We start from the raw sequence: 16,598 nt of genomic DNA, 5'->3' as shown, positions 1-16,598 counted from the left end.
GGCAGGGTAACCCTATCGCCCCGTCGAGGCACACGTGTATCGAGCTCACAGGATTCACCTTCCCCATAAGGGGGTTGACGACTCCTCTCCGATCACTCTCCGAATCCAACCGATTTCAGGGTGAGTTGGACAACCGGCTTCGTGGTGGGCTGCGGCGATCCCCCGTCGGGCTCGACGGTGACAGCGAGTGACGTCGCCGCCTTGTCGAGACCGGTGGCGACCAAGGGCGTGTCGCCGTCGAAGAGCCCGAGGGAGCGCGGTTGCGCGCCAGGGCGCATGAGCCACAGCTGATGCACCTGCCCGGCAGGCAGGCCCTCGTATCCGCTCAAGGTGACGACCGCCTGCGCCTCCGAAGCGGAGGCGATCACTCCGATACTGCGGCCCCGGGTGTCCTTGCCGGTACTCGCCCGCGCGTCCGGAGCCGCGAGAACGTGGGCGATCTCACGTGACTGGGCGCGCTCGGCGTCCAACTGGTCCTGAGTCCGGCCGACCTGGACGGCGAAAAGGGAGGCGACGACGAGGGCCGCGGCGGCGGTGGCGGTGGCGAGCGGCGCGAAGAGCCGACGGCGCGCACGAGGCGCTCCCCCACGGCTGAACGCGTGGGAGGAACCCCCGGAGCGTTTGGGCGGCGGCTGCGTGCCCCAGACGTGCGGGGGCAGTTGGGGCGAGTGCTCCCGCACCGGCGCCCGCGAGGTCTCCTGAGGGGTTCTCTGGACGGCGGCCAGCACCCGGTCACGCATCGCGGCCGGCGGCGGCGCCGCCTGGGACCAGGCGAGCCGGACGGCGTCCTCGGCCAGTGTCCGCACCTCGTCGGAGCAACGGTCGCAGCCCTTCAGGTGCTTCTCGAACCGGCGGCGCTCGTCGGCGTCGAGGGCGTCGAGCGCGTAGGGAGCGGCCAGCGAGTGCACATCCTCGCGGCGAAACAGGCCGAGCACACTCATGCGGCCCCTCCCAGGCACTCGCGCAGTCGCGTGAGCCCGTCACGCATCCGTGTCTTCACCGTGCCGAGCGGCAGCGAGAGCTGGTCGGCCACTTCACGGTACGTGTAGCCGTCGTAGTAGGCCAGCGTGACGGACTGACGCTGAAGCGCCGTCAGCCGGCCCAGGCAGCGGCGAACCAACTGGCGCTCCAGGCCGGCCTCGACCTCCTCGGCCACCTGGTCGAAGGCGGGGTCGTGGTAGCGCCGGCCTTCGCGCTGCTCGCGGTCGACGGCCGCGCGGGCGCTGCGTACCCGGTCGACGGCACGGCGGTGGGCGAGGGTGAGGATCCAGGAGAGGGCGCTGCCGCGGTTCGGGTCGAAGCGGCCGGCGGAGCGCCAGGCCTCCAGGAGCACCTCCTGGGCGACCTCCTCCGACTGCGCGGGATCCCTGACGACCCGGCGCACGAGCCCGAACACCGGCCCGGACACCAGCGCGTAGAGCTGTTCGAACGCATGCTGGTCGCCTCGCGCCACGAGCACCAGAAGCTCGTCCGCCTCCATCCGGTCCCCCTCTCTACGGCCGCCGCACCCGGGCCGCCCCGTCACACCAGGCATTCGCAACGAACACACCTCCGGTGGGTGGTACGGATCAGCGGGCCCGAAACGCGGGTGAGCAGGAAAGAAAAAGTTTTTTGGATTCGACCAATCCGAAACCGCCCTCCGCTCCGTATCTCTGTCCGTCAGGCAAGTTGGCACAGAGGACGGACGGCATGACAGCTATCTCGCGGAGCGGCAACGGACGCAGGAGCGTCGCGACCCTCATATGCGGTGCGTTGGCCGCCGGGGGGCTCGCAGCCGCCGGCGCCGCCACGCTGGCTCCGGGGGCGGCATACGCCTCCAGCCATCGTGAGGCCCCTCTCATCTCGGGGACCCCGCAGTACGACAACTCGGACCTCTACGCGTTCGTCAGCCCGGACCACCCGGACACGACGACCATCATCGCGAACGTCATCCCCTTCGAGGAGCCCGGTGGAGGCCCGAACTTCTACCAGTTCGCCGAGGACGCCCAGTACGACGTCCGCATCGACAGCAACGGCGACGCCAAGGAAGACCTGATCTTCCGCTACACCTTCAAGACGAACGTCAAGAACCGGAAGTCGTTCCTCTACAACACCGGCGTGGTCGACAGCCTGTACGACCCCGACCTGAACGTCACGCAGTCCTACGACCTGGAGCTGATCAAGCTCAAGAAGGGCAAGGTCGAGCACGAGACCAAGCTCGCGGACGACGTGCCGGTGGCCCCGTCCAACGTGGGCAAGGCCTCGATGCCGAAGTACTCGAAGCTGCGCGACCAGGCGATCTACAAGCTGTCCAACGGCGCCAAGACGTTCGCCGGCCAGGCCGACGACCCGTTCTTCGCCGACCTGCGCGTCTTCGACCTGCTGTACGGCGGTGACCTCTCCGAGGTCGGCAACGACACGCTCAAGGGCTACAACGTCAACACGATCGCCCTTCAGGTGCCGAACGACCTGATCACCGAGTCGAAGCACCAGCCGATCGTCGGCATCTGGTCGACCACCCAGCGCCAGAACGCCGAGGGCTACTACACGCAGGTCTCGCGGCTGGGCAACCCGCTGGTCAACGAGGTCGTCAACCCGATCAAGGACAAGGACAAGTTCAACGCGTCCAAGCCCAAGGACGACGGCCAGTTCCTGAAGAACGTCACCAACCCCGAGCTGCCGAAGCTCATCGAGGCGATCTACAAGATCAAGGCGCCGAAGGAGCCGCGCAACGACCTCGTCGACGTGTTCCTGAAGGGTGTCAAGGGCCTCAACCAGCCGCCGTACGTGACGCCTTCGGAGGAACTGCGCCTCAACACCTCCATCAAGCCCACCGCAAGCCCCAAGCGGCTCGGTGTCCTCGACGGTGACAACGCCGGCTTCCCGAACGGCCGCCGCCTCACCGACGACGTGATCGACGCCTCGCTGCAGGTCGTCGAGGGCGAGCTGGTCGGTTCCAAGAACGACCTGGGCGACGCGGTCGACAAGAACGACAAGTACTTCGAGAAGTACTTCCCCTACATCGCCCTGCCGACCGAGGGTTCGCGCGGCGCGACCGCCAAGGGCGGCGCCGACGTCAAGAGCCAGCTCGGTGACGCCCTCACGGGCTCCGACGACAACACCACGCTGATCGCGTCCTCCGCGGGCGCCGGCGCGGCGGGCATCCTCCTCATCGGCGGTGGGCTGATGTGGTGGCGCGGGCGGCGGCGAGCCTACTAGGCCCTCCCGCGAGACGGGCCGGGGAGAAACCTGCGCTCCCCGGCCCATCCCACCGACCGGCGCGGCCCGCGTACTCATCCCCCACGACGCGGGCCGCGCCACCCCCACGCGAGCAGGCTGATCCACCCCAGGCGACCTAGGAGAGGGCATGTCCCCGCGGACGAACGACGGCGAACCGGAGCAGGCGGCCTCCGGCCGGCCGGCAGCGGCTTCAGATCAACCCGCCCCGAACTCCGGGCGGGCCCCCGAGGACGCCTCCGTCGTGACCGGCGCGGCCGCGGGCGACGTCGTCGAGGCGAACCCCGAGCACACGACCGCAGGGGCCACCGAGCCGAATTCGCCCGACGCTGCCGGCGGTGGCGCTGATCGTGTCGCTGCCGTTCGTCGTGTGGGCGCCGCTGGGCGCCGGTGGCGCGGGGTTCAACTCGGGGCCTGTGCCGCGATGTTGGCCGTTGCGCTCACCGCCGGGGCGATCGCGCTCGGGGCGGCGCGGGACGGGCAGGACGTGCCTGTCGCGACCGCCGCAGCGGTCTCCCCCGGGCTCCTCGCCAGTGGCGATCTCGACTCGGGCATCACCGCGCTCCAGACCCATCTCCGCGCCCAGACCAAGGACTTCGGCGGCTGGGCCACCCTCGGCCTCGCCTACGTCGAGCAGGCCCGCACCAAGGGCGACCCCTCCCGCTACCCGCAGGCCGAGCAGGCCCTGAAGCGGTCCCTCGCCCTGCGCCCCGACAACGACCAGGCCCTCGCCGGCCGGGCCGCCCTCGCCGCCGCCCGGCACGACTTCGCGAACGCCCTGACCTACGCCGACCAGGCGTTGAAGCAGAACCCGTACAGCGAACGCGCCCTGTGCTCCCGTATCGACGCCCTCGTCGAACTCGGCCGCTACGACGACGCCGAGCAGGCCGTGCGGACGGCCGACGAACGGCGGCCCGGCGTACCGGTGTTCACCCGCTACGCCTACGTCCACGAGCTGCGCGGCGACGTCACCACCGCCCGCCGGGTCCTGGACCGGGCGCTCGCCGCGTCGACCTCTCCCGGCGACATCGCCTACGTCGCCTCCCAGCTCGGCCAACTCGCCTGGAACCAGGGCGACTACCCCACCGCGCTCACCCACTACGCCCGCGCCCTCGCCGCCGACGAGAACTACCTTCCGGCGCTGGAGGGCCGCGCCCGCGCTCAGGCGGCGAGCGGCCAACAGGCCGAGGCCATCAAGGGGTTGGAGCTCATCGTCGCCCGCTATCCGCTCCCCGGCCCGCTGGTCGAGCTCGGTGAGCTGTACGAGGCCCGGGGCGGCGAGGGCGACCGGGCGAAGGCCCAGGACCAGTACGCGCTCGTCGACGCGTGGACGGCGATCGCCCGCGCCAACGGCGTCAACGCCGACCTCGACACCGCGCTCGCCGCCGCCGACCACGGTGACAAGGCGACGGCCCTGCGCGCGGCCCGCGACGACTGGTCCCGCCGGCACACCGTGCACACGGCGGACGCCCTCGCCTGGGCCCTGCACGTCAACGGCAAGGACGCCGAGGCGCTCCCCTACGCCCGGCAGGCCACCGCCACCGGCTACCGCAACGCGGCCTTCCTCTACCACCGCGGTGTGATCGAGAAAGCCACCTCGCACCCCGCCGACGCCCGTACCCACCTCTCCGCCGCCCTGAAGCTGAACCCCGGCTTCTCCCCGCTGGGCGCCCGCGAGGCCCGTACGGCACTCAAGACGCTGGAGGCGAGCAAGTGAGGTCGCGTCGTCGTCTGTTCGCCTCCTGCGCGGCCGTGTTCACGGCCGGCTGCGCGCTCGCGCTGGTTCCTTCCGCCGGCGCGAGCGCGCACCCCCTCGGCAACTTCACCGTCAACCGCTACGACGGACTCGTAGCCGCCCCCGGACAACTGCGCGTCGACCACGTCGAGGACCTCGCCGAGATCCCGGCGACCCAGGCGAAGCCGGACATCGAGCGGCTCGGGATGACCGAGTGGGCCCGGCAGCGGTGCGCGACGGCCGCGAGCGGCAGCAGACTCACCGTCGACGGCCGTGCCGTCACCCTCACGGCGGGCAGCAGCAAGGCGGTCGTACGGCCCGGTCAGGCGGGGCTCAACACCCTGCGCGTCGAGTGCCGGCTGACGGCCCCGCTGCCCGACGAGGACACCGTCACCCTCGGCTTCCACAGCGAGGGGGCCTCCAGCGGCCCCGGCTGGCGTGAGATCACCGCCCGCGGCGACCGTATGACGCTCACCGACTCCGACGTGCCCGAGAAGTCGACATCGGGTGAACTCACCAGCTATCCCAAGGAGTTGCTCTCCTCCCCGGCCGACACCTCGACCGCGTCCGTGAAGGTGCGGCCCGGTGGCGCGGCCCTCGTCGAGGACAAGCGGGACGCTCCGGCCGCGTCCGTGCTGCCGCGCGGCGCCGACCGCTGGACGCAGGCCCTGGACGACCTGGTCGCACGGCAGCACTTCACCGTCGGCTTCGCCGCGCTGGCCCTGGTGATCGCCGTCGGGCTCGGCGCGATGCACGCCGTCGCGCCGGGACACGGCAAGACCATCATGGCGGCGACGGCGGCCGCACGCGGCGGCAAGGCCCGGATGAAGGACGTCCTGCCGCTCGCCGCCTCCGTCACCATCACCCACACCCTGGGCGTCGTCGCCCTCGGCCTCCTCGTCACCGCCGGTTCGGCCGCGGCGCCCTCGGTGATCGCCTGGCTGGGCCTGGCGAGCGGCGCACTGGTGCTCTTCGCGGGCACGAGCCTCGCCCGCCGGGCCTGGCGCAACCGCGGACACGGACTGGGGCACGGCCACGGACATGGGCATGGGCATGGGCATGGGCATGAGCACGGCCACGATCACGGGGACGGACACGGGCACGATCACGGCCCTGACCACGAACATGACCACGGGGACGGGCACGGCCACGCGGACGGACACGGGCACGACCACAGTCACGCGCCTGCCAAGCCCCCCGCCCGTCAACTGGCCCTCGTGGGCGCCCCCACCCCGCACACGCATACCCATCAGGCCTCCGAGCCCGCCCCGGACCACGGTCACGACCATGACCACAGCCACGATCACCACGACCACGAGCACGACCACCAGCACGGCCGCACCCACACGCACACCCACGGCGGCCACACCCACACCCACGCCGTCGCCCCCACCCTGCGCGGCACGATCCTGCTCGGGTTCGCCGGAGGCATGGTCCCCAGCCCGTCCGCCGTGGTCGTACTGGTCGGCGCGGCGGCGCTCGGGCAGGCCTGGTTCGGGCTGCTGCTCGTCGTCGCGTACGGCGTCGGGCTGGCGCTGACCCTCACCGCCGCCGGGTTCGCCGTCGTCAGGCTGGGTGCGGGGGCGACCCGGCTCCTGGACCGGCAGCCGCGCTGGACGACCCACCCGGCCGTGACGCTCGTCCGCCGCAACATGCCCCTGTGGTCGGCGTTCCTCGTCGTCGCCCTCGGCGCCGGGCTGGTGCTCAAGGGGGCCGCATCCGTACTCGGCTGAGCTACGTTGGGGGAGTTGCGGAGGTTTTCGCCCGGATACGAAGAGCGGAATGGGGGCGCGGTGTCCGAAGAACCGGGCAGTGAACGTCTGATCGCGGGCCGCTACCGTCTGCTGACCCCGCTCGGCGAGGGCGGCATGGGAACGGTGTGGCGGGCCCATGACGAGGTGCTGCACCGCGAGGTCGCCGTCAAGGAGGTGCGCGCCCCGCACGGACTGTCGGCCTCGGACGTCGAGCGGATGTACGCCCGGCTGGAGCGCGAGGCCTGGGCCGCGGCCCGGGTCGCGAACCGGAACGTCGTGACGGTGTACGACGTGGCCACGCAGGACGGGCGGCCCTGGATCGTCATGGAGATCGTGCGCGGGATCTCCCTCGCCGAACTGCTGGACGCGGAGGGGCCGCTGGAACCGGCGCGGGCCGCGCACATCGGGGCCGAGGTGCTGTCCGCGCTGCGGGCCGCGCACGAGGCCGGGGTGCTGCACCGGGACGTGAAGCCGGCGAACGTGCTGCTGTCGAACGACGGCCGGGTGGTGCTCACCGACTTCGGCATCGCGACCGTCGAGGGCACCTCCGCGCTGACCATGACCGGCGAGGTCATCGGCTCTCCCGAGTTCCTCGCGCCGGAGCGCGCGCTGGGACGTACGCCGGGGCCCGAGTCGGACCTGTGGTCGCTGGGCGTGCTGCTGTACGCGGCGGTCGAGGGCAACTCCCCGTTCCGGCACGACACCCCGCTGAGCACCCTGCGTGCGATCGTCGACGAGGAGCTGCCGCCGCCGTACCGGGCCGGGCCGCTGGCGCCGGTGATCGAGGGGCTGCTGCGCAAGGATCCGGCCCAGCGGCTGCCGGCCGACATGGCCGAGCGTGACCTGCGGATCGTCGCGGCGGGCGGCGACCCGCTCGCGGACGGGACCGGTGCGACGGCGCAGGTGCCGTACACGCCGTATCCGCCGACGGCCGCGACCCCCGCCGAGCCTCTCCGCCAGGGGCCGCCGACGCCGCCCCAGCCCTGGACGGCCGCCCCTGCGACGACCGACTCGGCCCGGCCGGAGCGCAACCGGCGCGCGGGGGTGGTCCTGGTGGCCGGGGTGGCGGTGCTGGCGCTGGCCGTCGCCGGGCTGACGTACGGGCTGCTGAACCGTGACGACGGCGGCGGCGGAGGCGGCACCGGCGGCGTCACCAACAGCGGTACGGGGATCGTGAGTTCGCCTGCGACGCGGCCGGAGTCGAGCGAGGAGACCAGCGAGTCGCCGAGCCCGAGTCCGAGTGAGAGCGCCTCCTCCGAGGCGCCGGCGCAGACCGTGGCGGTCACCGTGAGCGGGGCGCACACCGAGTACTCCGGTTCGTGTCCGCCGGGGAACGCCGACGCGCCCGCCTTCACTGCGACGATCACCGTGGGGCGGCTGCCCGCGACGGTGTCCTACCGCTGGGTGACGAAGGACGGCGAGCTCTCCGGCCAGACCTGGAAGACGCTCGAGTTCCCGTCGGGCGGGGGCAGGTCCAAGCAGGACAAGGTGATCGTGTCGACGTACGAGCAGAGCGGGACGTATGAGAACGCGATCGGCGTCGAGGTGCGGGAGCCGGTGAAGACGACGTCCGACTCGGTGCCGTTCTCGGTCAGCTGCGAGGAGGAGACCCCGTCGGCCGGGGCCTCCCCTTCGCCCTCGCCGTCCGAGTGACGGCTCAGGCCGCGCTGTTCAGGACCGGCAGGTAGCCACCCGACTGACCGGATGCGGTCGGGTGGTAGGACTCGCCGATGTCGAGCAGGTTGAGGCTGTGCAGCCAGGAGCTGCCGGAGCAGATCTCGTGGCCGGTGAAAGTGGTGCGGACGTCGCCGAAGGCGAAGCCGTGGGCCGCGGCGCGCTTGGCGGTCGCGGCGTCGAGGTAGTCGGCCGCGTTGTTGATGGCGGAGCGCTTGGTGTCGGACAGGCCCAGGCAGAGCGTGCCGACTTCGTAGAAGCGGGGGTAGCCGATGACGACCACGTGCGCGTTGGGCGCCTTGGCGCTGATCGTCGAGTAGAGGGTGTCGAGTTTGCCGGGGAGCGTCGAGTCGACGTAGGCCTTGGCGGTGTTGATGCGGTTGAGGCAGGTGCTGTCGGAGCCGGTGACACAGGTCGTCATGACGTCGGCGAAGCCCGCGTCGTTGCCGCCGGCGGTGAGGGAGACCAGGCCGGTGGAGGAGTTCAGGCCGCCGAGCTGGCTCGCCAGGACATCACCCGTACGAGCGCCTGAACAGGCCGCGAAGGTGAACGAGGCGGGGGTGTGGGCGGCGTTCCAGAGGTACGGGTACGCCTTGGTGCTGCGCTTGCAGTCGCCGCTGGAGCTGAGGTAGCTGCCCGCGCCGACGCCGGAGGAGTAGGAGTCGCCGAGCGCCACATAGCCGCCGGTCGCGGCTGCTGGGGACGCGTGCGCCGCGGCCGCCCCGGTGAGGGCGGCGCCGACGGCGAGGAGGAGTGAGCTGACGAATACGACAAGTCGGGAACGTCTCATGGAACCTCCCTTTAGCAGGATCTCTGCCACAACCGCCGTAGCAACTACGCGTGTTGACGGGAAGTGTCCATGCCAAGACTTTCTGCGCCCTGACGTGATCGTTCACGGCCTCTTTTCGCTCGCGCTATTGCGTGCACACATCAGGCTTGTTGACAGCCCCTCAATTCCCTTTTCTCCCATAGCCGTACATCCGTTTCGGTCGGGACGCATCATTGTGTAACGGTCAAACGAACAAAAAGGTAAGAGGGCCGCCAAGGGCTTGCCATCCGGGCTTTATCATCAATACCGTCATACTTCTCACTCGCATCGGACCGTCGGCATCGGCTCCAGGGGAGGGCTCAGGGACCGCGGCGGCATCCGGGGCGAGAGCGCGGTAGGGGGGTGCCGAGCTCGGTGACCGCAGTGGTGACCGGGCCGTGCCGCGCAGTCGGCCGCCGTCGTTTCGCCGGTGGCCGGTCAGCTTTGCCAACTCACCCGGCGTGCGCGCAGAGCGTGCCGCCATGTCGTGCCGCACGGCCGTGGCCGTGCCGTTCGTGGGTGAGACACCAAACCCCCCTTTCGAACCGGACGTGGATTCCGGGCCGCCCAGGGGCGGGCGGCCCACCGGACGAGAGGGACCGAAGTCATGAGTTCCGTTCTGCAGCCGGCGACCTCGGGCGAGGATCTCCAAAGCCCGCACGCCGTCGACAAGTACCGGCCCATCTCCTCTCACCTGGCCATCGCGCCGCCGGTGAGCGTGGTCATCCCCGCGATGAACGAGGCCGAGAACCTTCCGTACGTCTTCAAGACCCTGCCGGACTGGATCCACGAAGTGGTCCTGGTCGACGGCAACTCCACCGACGCCACCGTCCAGGTCGCGCGTGACCTGTGGCCCGGCGTCAAGGTCGTCGGCCAGCAGGGCCGGGGCAAGGGCGACGCCCTGATCACCGGCTTCGAGGCGTGCACCGGCGACATCATCGTGATGGTCGACGCCGACGGCTCCGCCGACGGCAACGAGATCGTGTCGTACGTCTCCGCCCTCGTCTCCGGCGCGGACTTCGCCAAGGGCTCCCGCTTCGCCAACGGCGGCGGCACCGACGACATGACCTTCATCCGATGGCTGGGCAACCGGGTCCTGTGCGCCATCGTCAACCGCAAGTTCGGCGCCCGCTACACCGACCTGTGTTACGGGTACAACGCGTTCTGGCGGCACTGCCTGGACAAGGTCGAGCTCGACTGCACCGGCTTCGAGATCGAGACCCTGATCAACATCCGGGTCGTCAAGGCCGGGCTGAAGGTCCAGGAGATCCCCAGCCACGAGTACCTGCGCATCCACGGCGTCAGCAACCTGCGCGCCGTCCGCGACGGGCTGCGCGTCCTGCGGGTGATCCTCCGGGAGCGGTCCAACCGGCGGGCGCTGCGCCGCCTGGTGCGCCGCTCGCCGATGCTCGACTCGGTCCGGGGAGAGGCGTCTTGAGCACGATCGACGTCTCCGTCGTCATCTGCGTGTACACCGAGGACCGCTGGGAGGACATCCTCGCGGCGATCGCCTCGGTGCGCGCGCAGACCCACCCGGCGGTGGAGACCCTGCTCGTCGTCGACCACAACCCGACACTCCTGGACCGGCTGAGAAGCGAGTACAAGGAGACCGACGAGGTACGGGTGCTGCCCAACGCGGGCCCGCGCGGCCTGTCGGCCGGCCGCAACACCGGCATCGCCGCCTCCCGCGGCGAGGTCGTCGCCTTCCTCGACGACGACGCCGTCGCCGAACGGGACTGGCTGCGCCGGTTCGCCGACCCCTACTCCGACCCCCGGGTGCTCGCCGTGGGCGGCCGGGCGGTGCCCGTGTGGTCGTCGGGGCGGCGGCCCGACTGGTTTCCCGAGGAGTTCGACTGGGTGGTGGGCTGCTCCTACCTGGGCCTGCCGCCCGGCCGGGTCCGCGTGCGCAACATCCTCGGCGGGAACGCCTCCTTCCGGCGCAGCGCGTTCGAGTGCGTGGGCGGCTTCGCCACCGGCATCGGACGCGACGGCAGCAAACGGCCGATGGGCGGCGAGGAGACGGATCTGTGCATCCGGCTCAGCCGCGCGAGACCCGACGCGATCCTGCTGATGGACGACCGCGCGGTGATCCACCACAGGGTGCCCGAGGGACGCGAGCGCTTCGGGTACTTCCGCACACGCACCTACGCCGAAGGCCTGTCCAAGGCGCTCGTCGCCCGCAGCGTCGGCGTCGACAAGGGGCTGGAGACCGAACGCCGTTACACCACCCGGGTGTTGCCGGCCGGTGTGGTCCGCGGGCTGCGCGACCTGCTGCTGGCCCGCCCCGGCGGGGCCCGGCGGGCGGGCGCGATCGTCGCCGGGGTGCTGCACGCCGCCGGCGGGTACGTGGTCGGCAGCATGCGGGCGCGGCGGGCGGGGACGACGTTCGCCGTGGTGCCGATCTCCCTGGACGACGTGGAGCGGGCCGCATGACGCCGGGGGGCGTGCCGATCCTCATGTACCACGCGGTCGCCGCCGACCCCAGCGACGCCACCCGCACGCTCTCGGTCACCCCCGAGGCGTTCGCCGAGCAGCTCGCGGTGATCGCGGACCGGGGTCTGACCCCGCTCACCACGGCGGACCTGGCGGCCCGCTGGCGGGCGGGCCGGCCGCTGCCGGACCGCCCGGTGCTGATCACCTTCGACGACGGCTACGAGGGCGTGCACCGGCACGCCCTCCCGGCCCTGGCCGGGCACGGCTTCCCGGCCACCCTGTTCGTCTCCACCGGCTGGATCCGGGGCGCCCACGACACCGGCGGCGGCCTGGACACCATGCTGGACTGGCGTCAGATACGCCGACTGGCGGACGCGGGCGTCGAGATCGGCGGCCACAGCCACACCCACCCGCAGCTCGACCAGCTCGACGACGCGGCGCTGCGCGCCGAGCTGACCCGCTGCCGGGACATCGTCGCCGACGAACTGGGCGCCCCGCCCGTGTCGTTCGCCTACCCGTACGGCTACTCCAGTCGCCGGGTGCGGGCGGCGGTGCGCGGCCACGGCTTCGCCCAGGCGCTCGCCGTGGGCAACTCCCTCGCCCGCCGCGCGCAAGGACCGTACGCCCTGCGCCGGGTGACGGTACGGCGGGCCACGGACACCACGGAGTTCGAACGGCTGCTCGACGGTCGGGCGATCGGCCGTACGTTCGCCCGGGACCGGGCGCTGACCAAGGGGTACGCGATGGTCCGGCGGACCCGGCGACTCCAGCGACTGGTGTGAGGGCGGTGGCCCCGGCGGAGCCCGTCGGGGCCACCCACCACAGCCCGGACCCGCCGCCCGTAACCGGGAAACGGGGTGCACCGGGCACATCCGACACACCGGGCACACCACGCGCACTGCGGAAACCGGGTGCAGACGGGGCCCGGGTGCCGGATCATGGCCGCATGTCTGCCCAGCCACAGGACGCTCTGCCGATCCGGCTCACCGTCGACGACTCCGACTCCCCGTCCGATGTCGTCGACGCGCTGTTCCTCGGCCGCTTCGCGACGGGCGAGCAGCCGTACTCGCACGCCGCGAACATCGACCGCGTACGCTCCGGCGCGACGCTGCTGCCGCCGCAGGCCCGCGTGCTGCGCGTCGCCCGCGACGAGGACCGCAGCGCCACCCTGGCCGAGGGGGACGGCTGGACGCTGCTGGTGTCCCGCTGGAACCGCGGCGCCGACGTCACGGTCACCGCGACCACCGCCGAACTGGCCGCGAAGGTGCTCGACGAGGCCACCGAGGGCGCGGCGGACGAGCCCGAACCCCAGCCGGAGAACGTGACCATGGGGTTCTGGTACGTCTCCCCGCGACGCGGCCCGCACCGCACCACCCGGCAGATCTCCGCGGGCACCTGGGACGAGGTGCGCCCCAACTACACGGCCCCCGTCGCCGAGGCGTTGGACGCTCTGATGGGGACGACTCCCGAGGACATCGCGGGCCGGCTGCTCCTGCTGCACGGCCCGCCCGGCACCGGCAAGACCTCGGCGCTGCGCACCCTGGCCCGGTCCTGGCGGGACTGGTGCCAGGTGGACTGCGTCCTGGACCCCGAACGGCTGTTCTCCGACGTCGGCTATCTGATGGACATCGCGATCGGCGAGGAGGACGGCACGGGCAAGGGTCGCTGGCGGCTGCTGCTCCTGGAGGACTGCGACGAGCTGATCCGCGGCGAGGCCAAGCACACGGCGGGCCAGGCGTTGTCGCGGCTGCTGAACCTCACCGACGGCCTGCTCGGCCAGGGCCGCAACGTCCTGGTGGGCGTGACGACCAACGAGGACCTGGAGCGCCTGCACCCCGCCGTCGTCCGCCCCGGCCGCTGTCTGGCCCGGATCGAGGTCGGCCCGCTGACCCAGCGGGAGGCCGTGGACTGGCTGGGCAGGGAGGCCGCCGCCCGGGAGGAGGACATCGGTCGCGAGGGCGCCACGCTGGCGGAGTTGTACGCACTGCGCCGGGGCACGTCCCCGACCTCGCTGCCCGAGCCCCGGGGGCGGTCGGACGCGGGACTGTACCTGTAGGTGTTTTGATGGAGGTATGACGCTGTACGTCGGCACGTCGGGCTGGCAGTACAAGGACTGGAAGGGCGTCCTGTACCCGGCCGACGTGCCCCTGCGGCGGTGGCTGGAGGAGTACACGGAGCATTTCGCCACCGTCGAGATCAACAACGCCTTCTACCGGCTGCCGTCGCGGGAGACGTTCGCGTCCTGGGCCGAGCGGGTACCGGCGGACTTCACGGTCGCGGTGAAGGCGAGCCGCTATCTGACCCACATCAAGCGGCTGAAGGACCCCGAGGAGCCGGTGCACCGGCTGATGAGCCACGCGGCCGGCCTCGGCGCCCGGCTCGGCCCGGTCCTGCTCCAGCTGCCGCCGACCCTGCGGGCCGACTCCGAGCTGCTGGACGCCTGTCTGTCCTGCTTCCCCTCGGGCACGCGGGTCGCGGTGGAGCCGCGTCACGACTCGTGGTGGGCCCCCGAGGTGCGGGAGGTCCTGCGGTCCCGGGGCGCGGCCCTGTGCTGGGCCGACGTCCTCTCCCGCCCGGTCACCCCGCTGTGGCGGACCGCCGACTGGGGCTACGTCCGCTTCCACCAGGGCCGCGCCCAGCCGTGGCCGCGCTACGGGCAGCGCGCCCTGGAGAGCTGGATCGACCGCGTCGCGACGACCTGGCAGGACGGGGACGACGTGTACGCGTACTTCAACAACGACCCCGGCGGCGCGGCGGTCGGGGACGCGGCGCTGTTCGGCAGGACGGCGGAGCGGGCCGGCCTGACGGTGACCCGCACCCCTCGCGCACTCGCGGCCCGCGGCTGATCACGCCCGCTCGGCCACGCCCGGCCGATCAGGCCTGGCCGATCAGGCCCGGCCGATCAGGCCCGGCCGATCAGGCCCGGCCGATCACGCCCGGCCGATCAGGCCCGGCCGATCACGCCCGGCCGATCAGGCCCGGCCGATCACGCCCGGCCGATCAGGCCCGGCCGATCAGGCCCGGCCGATCAGGCCCGGCCGATCACGCCTGCTCGATCACCTCAGGCCGATCGATCCTGGTAGGCCGCCCGCAGGGCGTCCCGTACGGCCACCGACGCCTGCTCCTGGGTGAGCCCGAGCCGCCGCACCCGCTCGGCGTAGGCCTGCGCCGCGGTCGCCGCCTCACGCTCCGCCGCCGACCCCGCCGCGGCCACGAACGTGCCGCCCCGCCCCCGGGTCTCGATCACCCCGTCCGCCTCCAGCGCCCGGTACGCCTTGGCGACGGTGTTCGCGGCGAGGCCGAGCGACTCGGCCAGTCCCCGCACCGTCGGCAGCCGGTAGCCGACCGGCAGGGCTCCCGACCGCGCCTGCCCGGAGATCTGCGCCCGCACCTGCTCGTACGGCGCGGCGCTCTCATCGATGTGGATCTTCAAGGTCACGGGCCGATTGTCCCGTACCCACCGGAAAAAATTCAGAGGCATGGGGACGCCGCTCCCCCGTAGCGTCCGTTCACATGACCGTCATCGTGCGCGATCTGCGCCCCGACGCACGCGCAGACATCGAGGGCTTCATCCGGGTCCGGCACCTCGCTCTGCCCTACGTGTTCTTCAGCCCGGCCTCCGTGCTGCACGGCCTCGCCCTGTCCCATCCCGACGCCCACGCCCGCAAGCTGGTCGCGGTGCAGGACGGCCAGGTCATCGGAACGGCCCAGGTGGGGCTCGCCCATGAGAGCCCCGAACCCGGGCAGGGCTCGCTCAACGTGTACGTGGACCCGGCGCGCACCGGAGGCGGCGCGGGCGAGCTGCTGGTCCGCACGGCCGAGGAGCATCTGTCGGCGCACGGGGCGACGAAGCTGTTCAGCTGGGTCCTGGACGAGCCGGGCAACCGTGCCTTCGCCGAGCGCCACGGCTACCGGGCGAGCCGCTCCTCGCACTTCCTGCGCCTGGACCTGGCCCACGCCACGCTGCCGCCGCTCCAGGCACCCCCGCCCGGCGTCGAGCTGCGCACGGCCGCCGACTTCGCCGACGACCCGCGCCCGCTGTTCGCCCTGGACGCGGACGCGGCGTCGGACGAACCGGGCGACATCGACACCGAGTTCACGGACTACGAGGCCTGGATCGAGGAGTACTGGAAGTACCCCCACCTGAACCTGGACCTGACCTCGGTCGCCGTGGCCGACGGCCGGCCGGTCGCCTTCAGCGTGGCCCACACCGAGGGCGGCCGCTACAGCACGGGCATGACCGGCACCGCCCGCACCCACCGCGGCCGCGGCCTGGCCAAGCTCGTCAAGAACGACTCGCTGCACCGCGCCCGCGCCGCGGGGTGCCGGGAGGCCTACACGGGCAACGACGCGGACAACGGGCCCATGCTCGCGATCAACAAGTGGTTCGGGTACGAGATCTGCGCGACGGAGGTGCGGTATGTCCGCGAACTCGGCTGAGCCGGCCTCCCCGGCGGGTCAGGTGGACGTCGTCCTGGTCAAGGGCGGCCGGACGAAGATCCGTTACGCGGCCGAGCTGCTCTCGGACGACGGCACCAGGATCGCCGTGCGCGCCCCCTGGGCCGGTGACGGCGTACGCGACTTCGGGTTCGTACGGTTCGAGGCGGGTGACGTGTTCACCGAGTACTACTGGCGGGACCGCTGGTACGCGGTGAAGGAGGTCCGCGACCGGGCGGGCGCCCTGAAGGGCTGGTACTGCGACATCACCCGCCCGGCCACGCTCTCCGGCACCGAACTGACCGTCGAGGACCTCGACCTGGACCTGTGGCGCTCCGCCGACGGGACGGACGTCCGGCGGCTGGACGAGGACGAGTTCGAGGAGAGCGGGCTGGCGCGGACCGACCCGACGGCAGCGGCGGCCGCCGTGGCCGCTCTGAACGAGCTGGAGGCACTGGCGCACGGCGGCGACTTCGAGGCCCTGCTGACGTGAGCGCCTACTGACGTGAGGGCCTGCGGGTCCGGCTGCGGGGCGGGCGGC

Annotated in this window: 15 protein-coding genes; 11 read left to right on the top strand and 4 right to left on the bottom strand. The window is 72.0% G+C overall.

From position 1 onward, the window contains the following. Positions 1-92: 92 nt before the first annotated feature. A complete protein-coding gene (locus B5557_RS35265) occupies positions 93-941 on the bottom strand; it encodes an anti-sigma factor (protein WP_079663279.1) in 849 nt (282 codons plus the stop codon). Further along, positions 938-1,480: a sigma-70 family RNA polymerase sigma factor gene (locus B5557_RS35260; protein WP_079663278.1), complete on the bottom strand. Its 543-nt coding sequence runs from the start codon at positions 1,478-1,480 to the stop codon at positions 938-940. The genes B5557_RS35265 and B5557_RS35260 overlap by 4 nt, the downstream gene beginning before the upstream one ends. A 209-nt stretch (positions 1,481-1,689) precedes the next feature. Between B5557_RS35260 and B5557_RS35255 the strand changes: the two genes are divergently transcribed. The 4 genes from B5557_RS35255 (at position 1,690) to B5557_RS35240 (ending at position 8,358) form a co-directional block, all read left to right on the top strand. Further along, positions 1,690-3,198, top strand: a complete 1,509-nt coding sequence (locus B5557_RS35255; RefSeq protein ID WP_079663277.1) for a DUF4331 domain-containing protein — start codon at positions 1,690-1,692, stop codon at positions 3,196-3,198. 148 nt (positions 3,199-3,346) lie between these two features. Continuing rightward, positions 3,347-4,933, top strand: a complete 1,587-nt coding sequence (locus B5557_RS35250; protein ID WP_099937644.1) for a tetratricopeptide repeat protein — start codon at positions 3,347-3,349, stop codon at positions 4,931-4,933. After that, entirely contained in the window at positions 4,930-6,684 is a 1,755-nt protein-coding gene (locus B5557_RS35245; RefSeq protein WP_079663276.1) for a nickel transporter, read from the top strand. The genes B5557_RS35250 and B5557_RS35245 overlap by 4 nt, the downstream gene beginning before the upstream one ends. Positions 6,685-6,744: 60 nt before the next feature. Beyond that, positions 6,745-8,358, top strand: a complete 1,614-nt coding sequence (locus tag B5557_RS35240; protein WP_079663275.1) for a serine/threonine-protein kinase — start codon at positions 6,745-6,747, stop codon at positions 8,356-8,358. Between the two features lie 4 nt (positions 8,359-8,362). Here the strand turns inward: B5557_RS35240 and B5557_RS35235 are convergent, their stop codons facing one another. Further along, the gene (locus B5557_RS35235) at positions 8,363-9,169 is read right to left on the bottom strand and encodes an SGNH/GDSL hydrolase family protein (RefSeq protein WP_079663274.1); all 807 of its coding nucleotides are present in this window, start codon (positions 9,167-9,169) and stop codon (positions 8,363-8,365) included. A 625-nt stretch (positions 9,170-9,794) separates the two neighbouring features. On the opposite strand from B5557_RS35235, the gene B5557_RS35230 reads away from it, so the two are divergent. The 5 genes from B5557_RS35230 (at position 9,795) to B5557_RS35210 (ending at position 14,466) form a co-directional block, all read left to right on the top strand. Then, positions 9,795-10,625: a glycosyltransferase family 2 protein gene (locus tag B5557_RS35230; protein ID WP_079663273.1), complete on the top strand. Its 831-nt coding sequence runs from the start codon at positions 9,795-9,797 to the stop codon at positions 10,623-10,625. Next, entirely contained in the window at positions 10,622-11,620 is a 999-nt protein-coding gene (locus B5557_RS35225) for a glycosyltransferase family 2 protein (RefSeq protein ID WP_079663272.1), read from the top strand. The genes B5557_RS35230 and B5557_RS35225 overlap by 4 nt, the downstream gene beginning before the upstream one ends. After that, the gene (locus tag B5557_RS35220) at positions 11,617-12,402 is read left to right on the top strand and encodes a polysaccharide deacetylase family protein (RefSeq protein ID WP_173877769.1); all 786 of its coding nucleotides are present in this window, start codon (positions 11,617-11,619) and stop codon (positions 12,400-12,402) included. The genes B5557_RS35225 and B5557_RS35220 overlap by 4 nt, the downstream gene beginning before the upstream one ends. Before the next feature lie 164 nt (positions 12,403-12,566). Continuing rightward, complete coding sequence (locus B5557_RS35215; RefSeq protein ID WP_079663271.1) at positions 12,567-13,676, top strand: DUF5925 domain-containing protein; 1,110 nt, start codon at positions 12,567-12,569, stop codon at positions 13,674-13,676. Positions 13,677-13,692: 16 nt separating this feature from the next. Continuing rightward, positions 13,693-14,466, top strand: coding sequence for a DUF72 domain-containing protein (locus B5557_RS35210; RefSeq protein ID WP_079663270.1), 774 nt, complete (start codon positions 13,693-13,695; stop codon positions 14,464-14,466). Positions 14,467-14,681: 215 nt separating this feature from the next. Here the strand turns inward: B5557_RS35210 and B5557_RS35205 are convergent, their stop codons facing one another. Next, positions 14,682-15,059: a GntR family transcriptional regulator gene (locus tag B5557_RS35205; protein ID WP_180291684.1), complete on the bottom strand. Its 378-nt coding sequence runs from the start codon at positions 15,057-15,059 to the stop codon at positions 14,682-14,684. 74 nt (positions 15,060-15,133) lie between these two features. Between B5557_RS35205 and B5557_RS35200 the strand changes: the two genes are divergently transcribed. Next, positions 15,134-16,060 carry a GNAT family N-acetyltransferase gene (locus tag B5557_RS35200; protein ID WP_079663268.1) on the top strand — a complete coding sequence of 309 codons (927 nt, stop codon included), beginning with the start codon at positions 15,134-15,136 and terminating at the stop codon, positions 16,058-16,060. After that, positions 16,041-16,550 (top strand): DUF402 domain-containing protein, encoded by a 510-nt coding sequence (locus B5557_RS35195; protein ID WP_079663267.1) that lies wholly within the window; start codon positions 16,041-16,043, stop codon positions 16,548-16,550. Before B5557_RS35200 ends, B5557_RS35195 begins: the two co-directional genes overlap by 20 nt. The last annotated feature ends 48 nt before the right edge of the window (positions 16,551-16,598 follow it).

The organism is Streptomyces sp. 3214.6 (assembly GCF_900129855.1).
Classification (GTDB): domain Bacteria; phylum Actinomycetota; class Actinomycetes; order Streptomycetales; family Streptomycetaceae; genus Streptomyces; species Streptomyces soliscabiei.
This window is presented reverse-complemented; position numbering and strand designations above follow the sequence as displayed.

Bases quoted from the DNA above. Each gene is read 5' to 3' on its own strand.
- B5557_RS35210 (WP_079663270.1), top strand. From the start codon at position 13,693: ATGACGCTGTACGTCGGCACGTCGGGCTGGCAGTACAAGGACTGGAAG.
- B5557_RS35195 (WP_079663267.1), top strand. From the start codon at position 16,041: ATGTCCGCGAACTCGGCTGAGCCGGCCTCCCCGGCGGGTCAGGTGGAC.
- B5557_RS35215 (WP_079663271.1), top strand. From the start codon at position 12,567: ATGTCTGCCCAGCCACAGGACGCTCTGCCGATCCGGCTCACCGTCGAC.
- B5557_RS35220 (WP_173877769.1), top strand. From the start codon at position 11,617: ATGACGCCGGGGGGCGTGCCGATCCTCATGTACCACGCGGTCGCCGCC.
- B5557_RS35235 (WP_079663274.1), bottom strand. From the start codon at position 9,169: ATGAGACGTTCCCGACTTGTCGTATTCGTCAGCTCACTCCTCCTCGCC.
- B5557_RS35255 (WP_079663277.1), top strand. From the start codon at position 1,690: ATGACAGCTATCTCGCGGAGCGGCAACGGACGCAGGAGCGTCGCGACC.
- B5557_RS35250 (WP_099937644.1), top strand. From the start codon at position 3,347: ATGTCCCCGCGGACGAACGACGGCGAACCGGAGCAGGCGGCCTCCGGC.
- B5557_RS35260 (WP_079663278.1), bottom strand. From the start codon at position 1,480: ATGGAGGCGGACGAGCTTCTGGTGCTCGTGGCGCGAGGCGACCAGCAT.
- B5557_RS35230 (WP_079663273.1), top strand. From the start codon at position 9,795: ATGAGTTCCGTTCTGCAGCCGGCGACCTCGGGCGAGGATCTCCAAAGC.
- B5557_RS35265 (WP_079663279.1), bottom strand. From the start codon at position 941: ATGAGTGTGCTCGGCCTGTTTCGCCGCGAGGATGTGCACTCGCTGGCC.
- B5557_RS35200 (WP_079663268.1), top strand. From the start codon at position 15,134: ATGACCGTCATCGTGCGCGATCTGCGCCCCGACGCACGCGCAGACATC.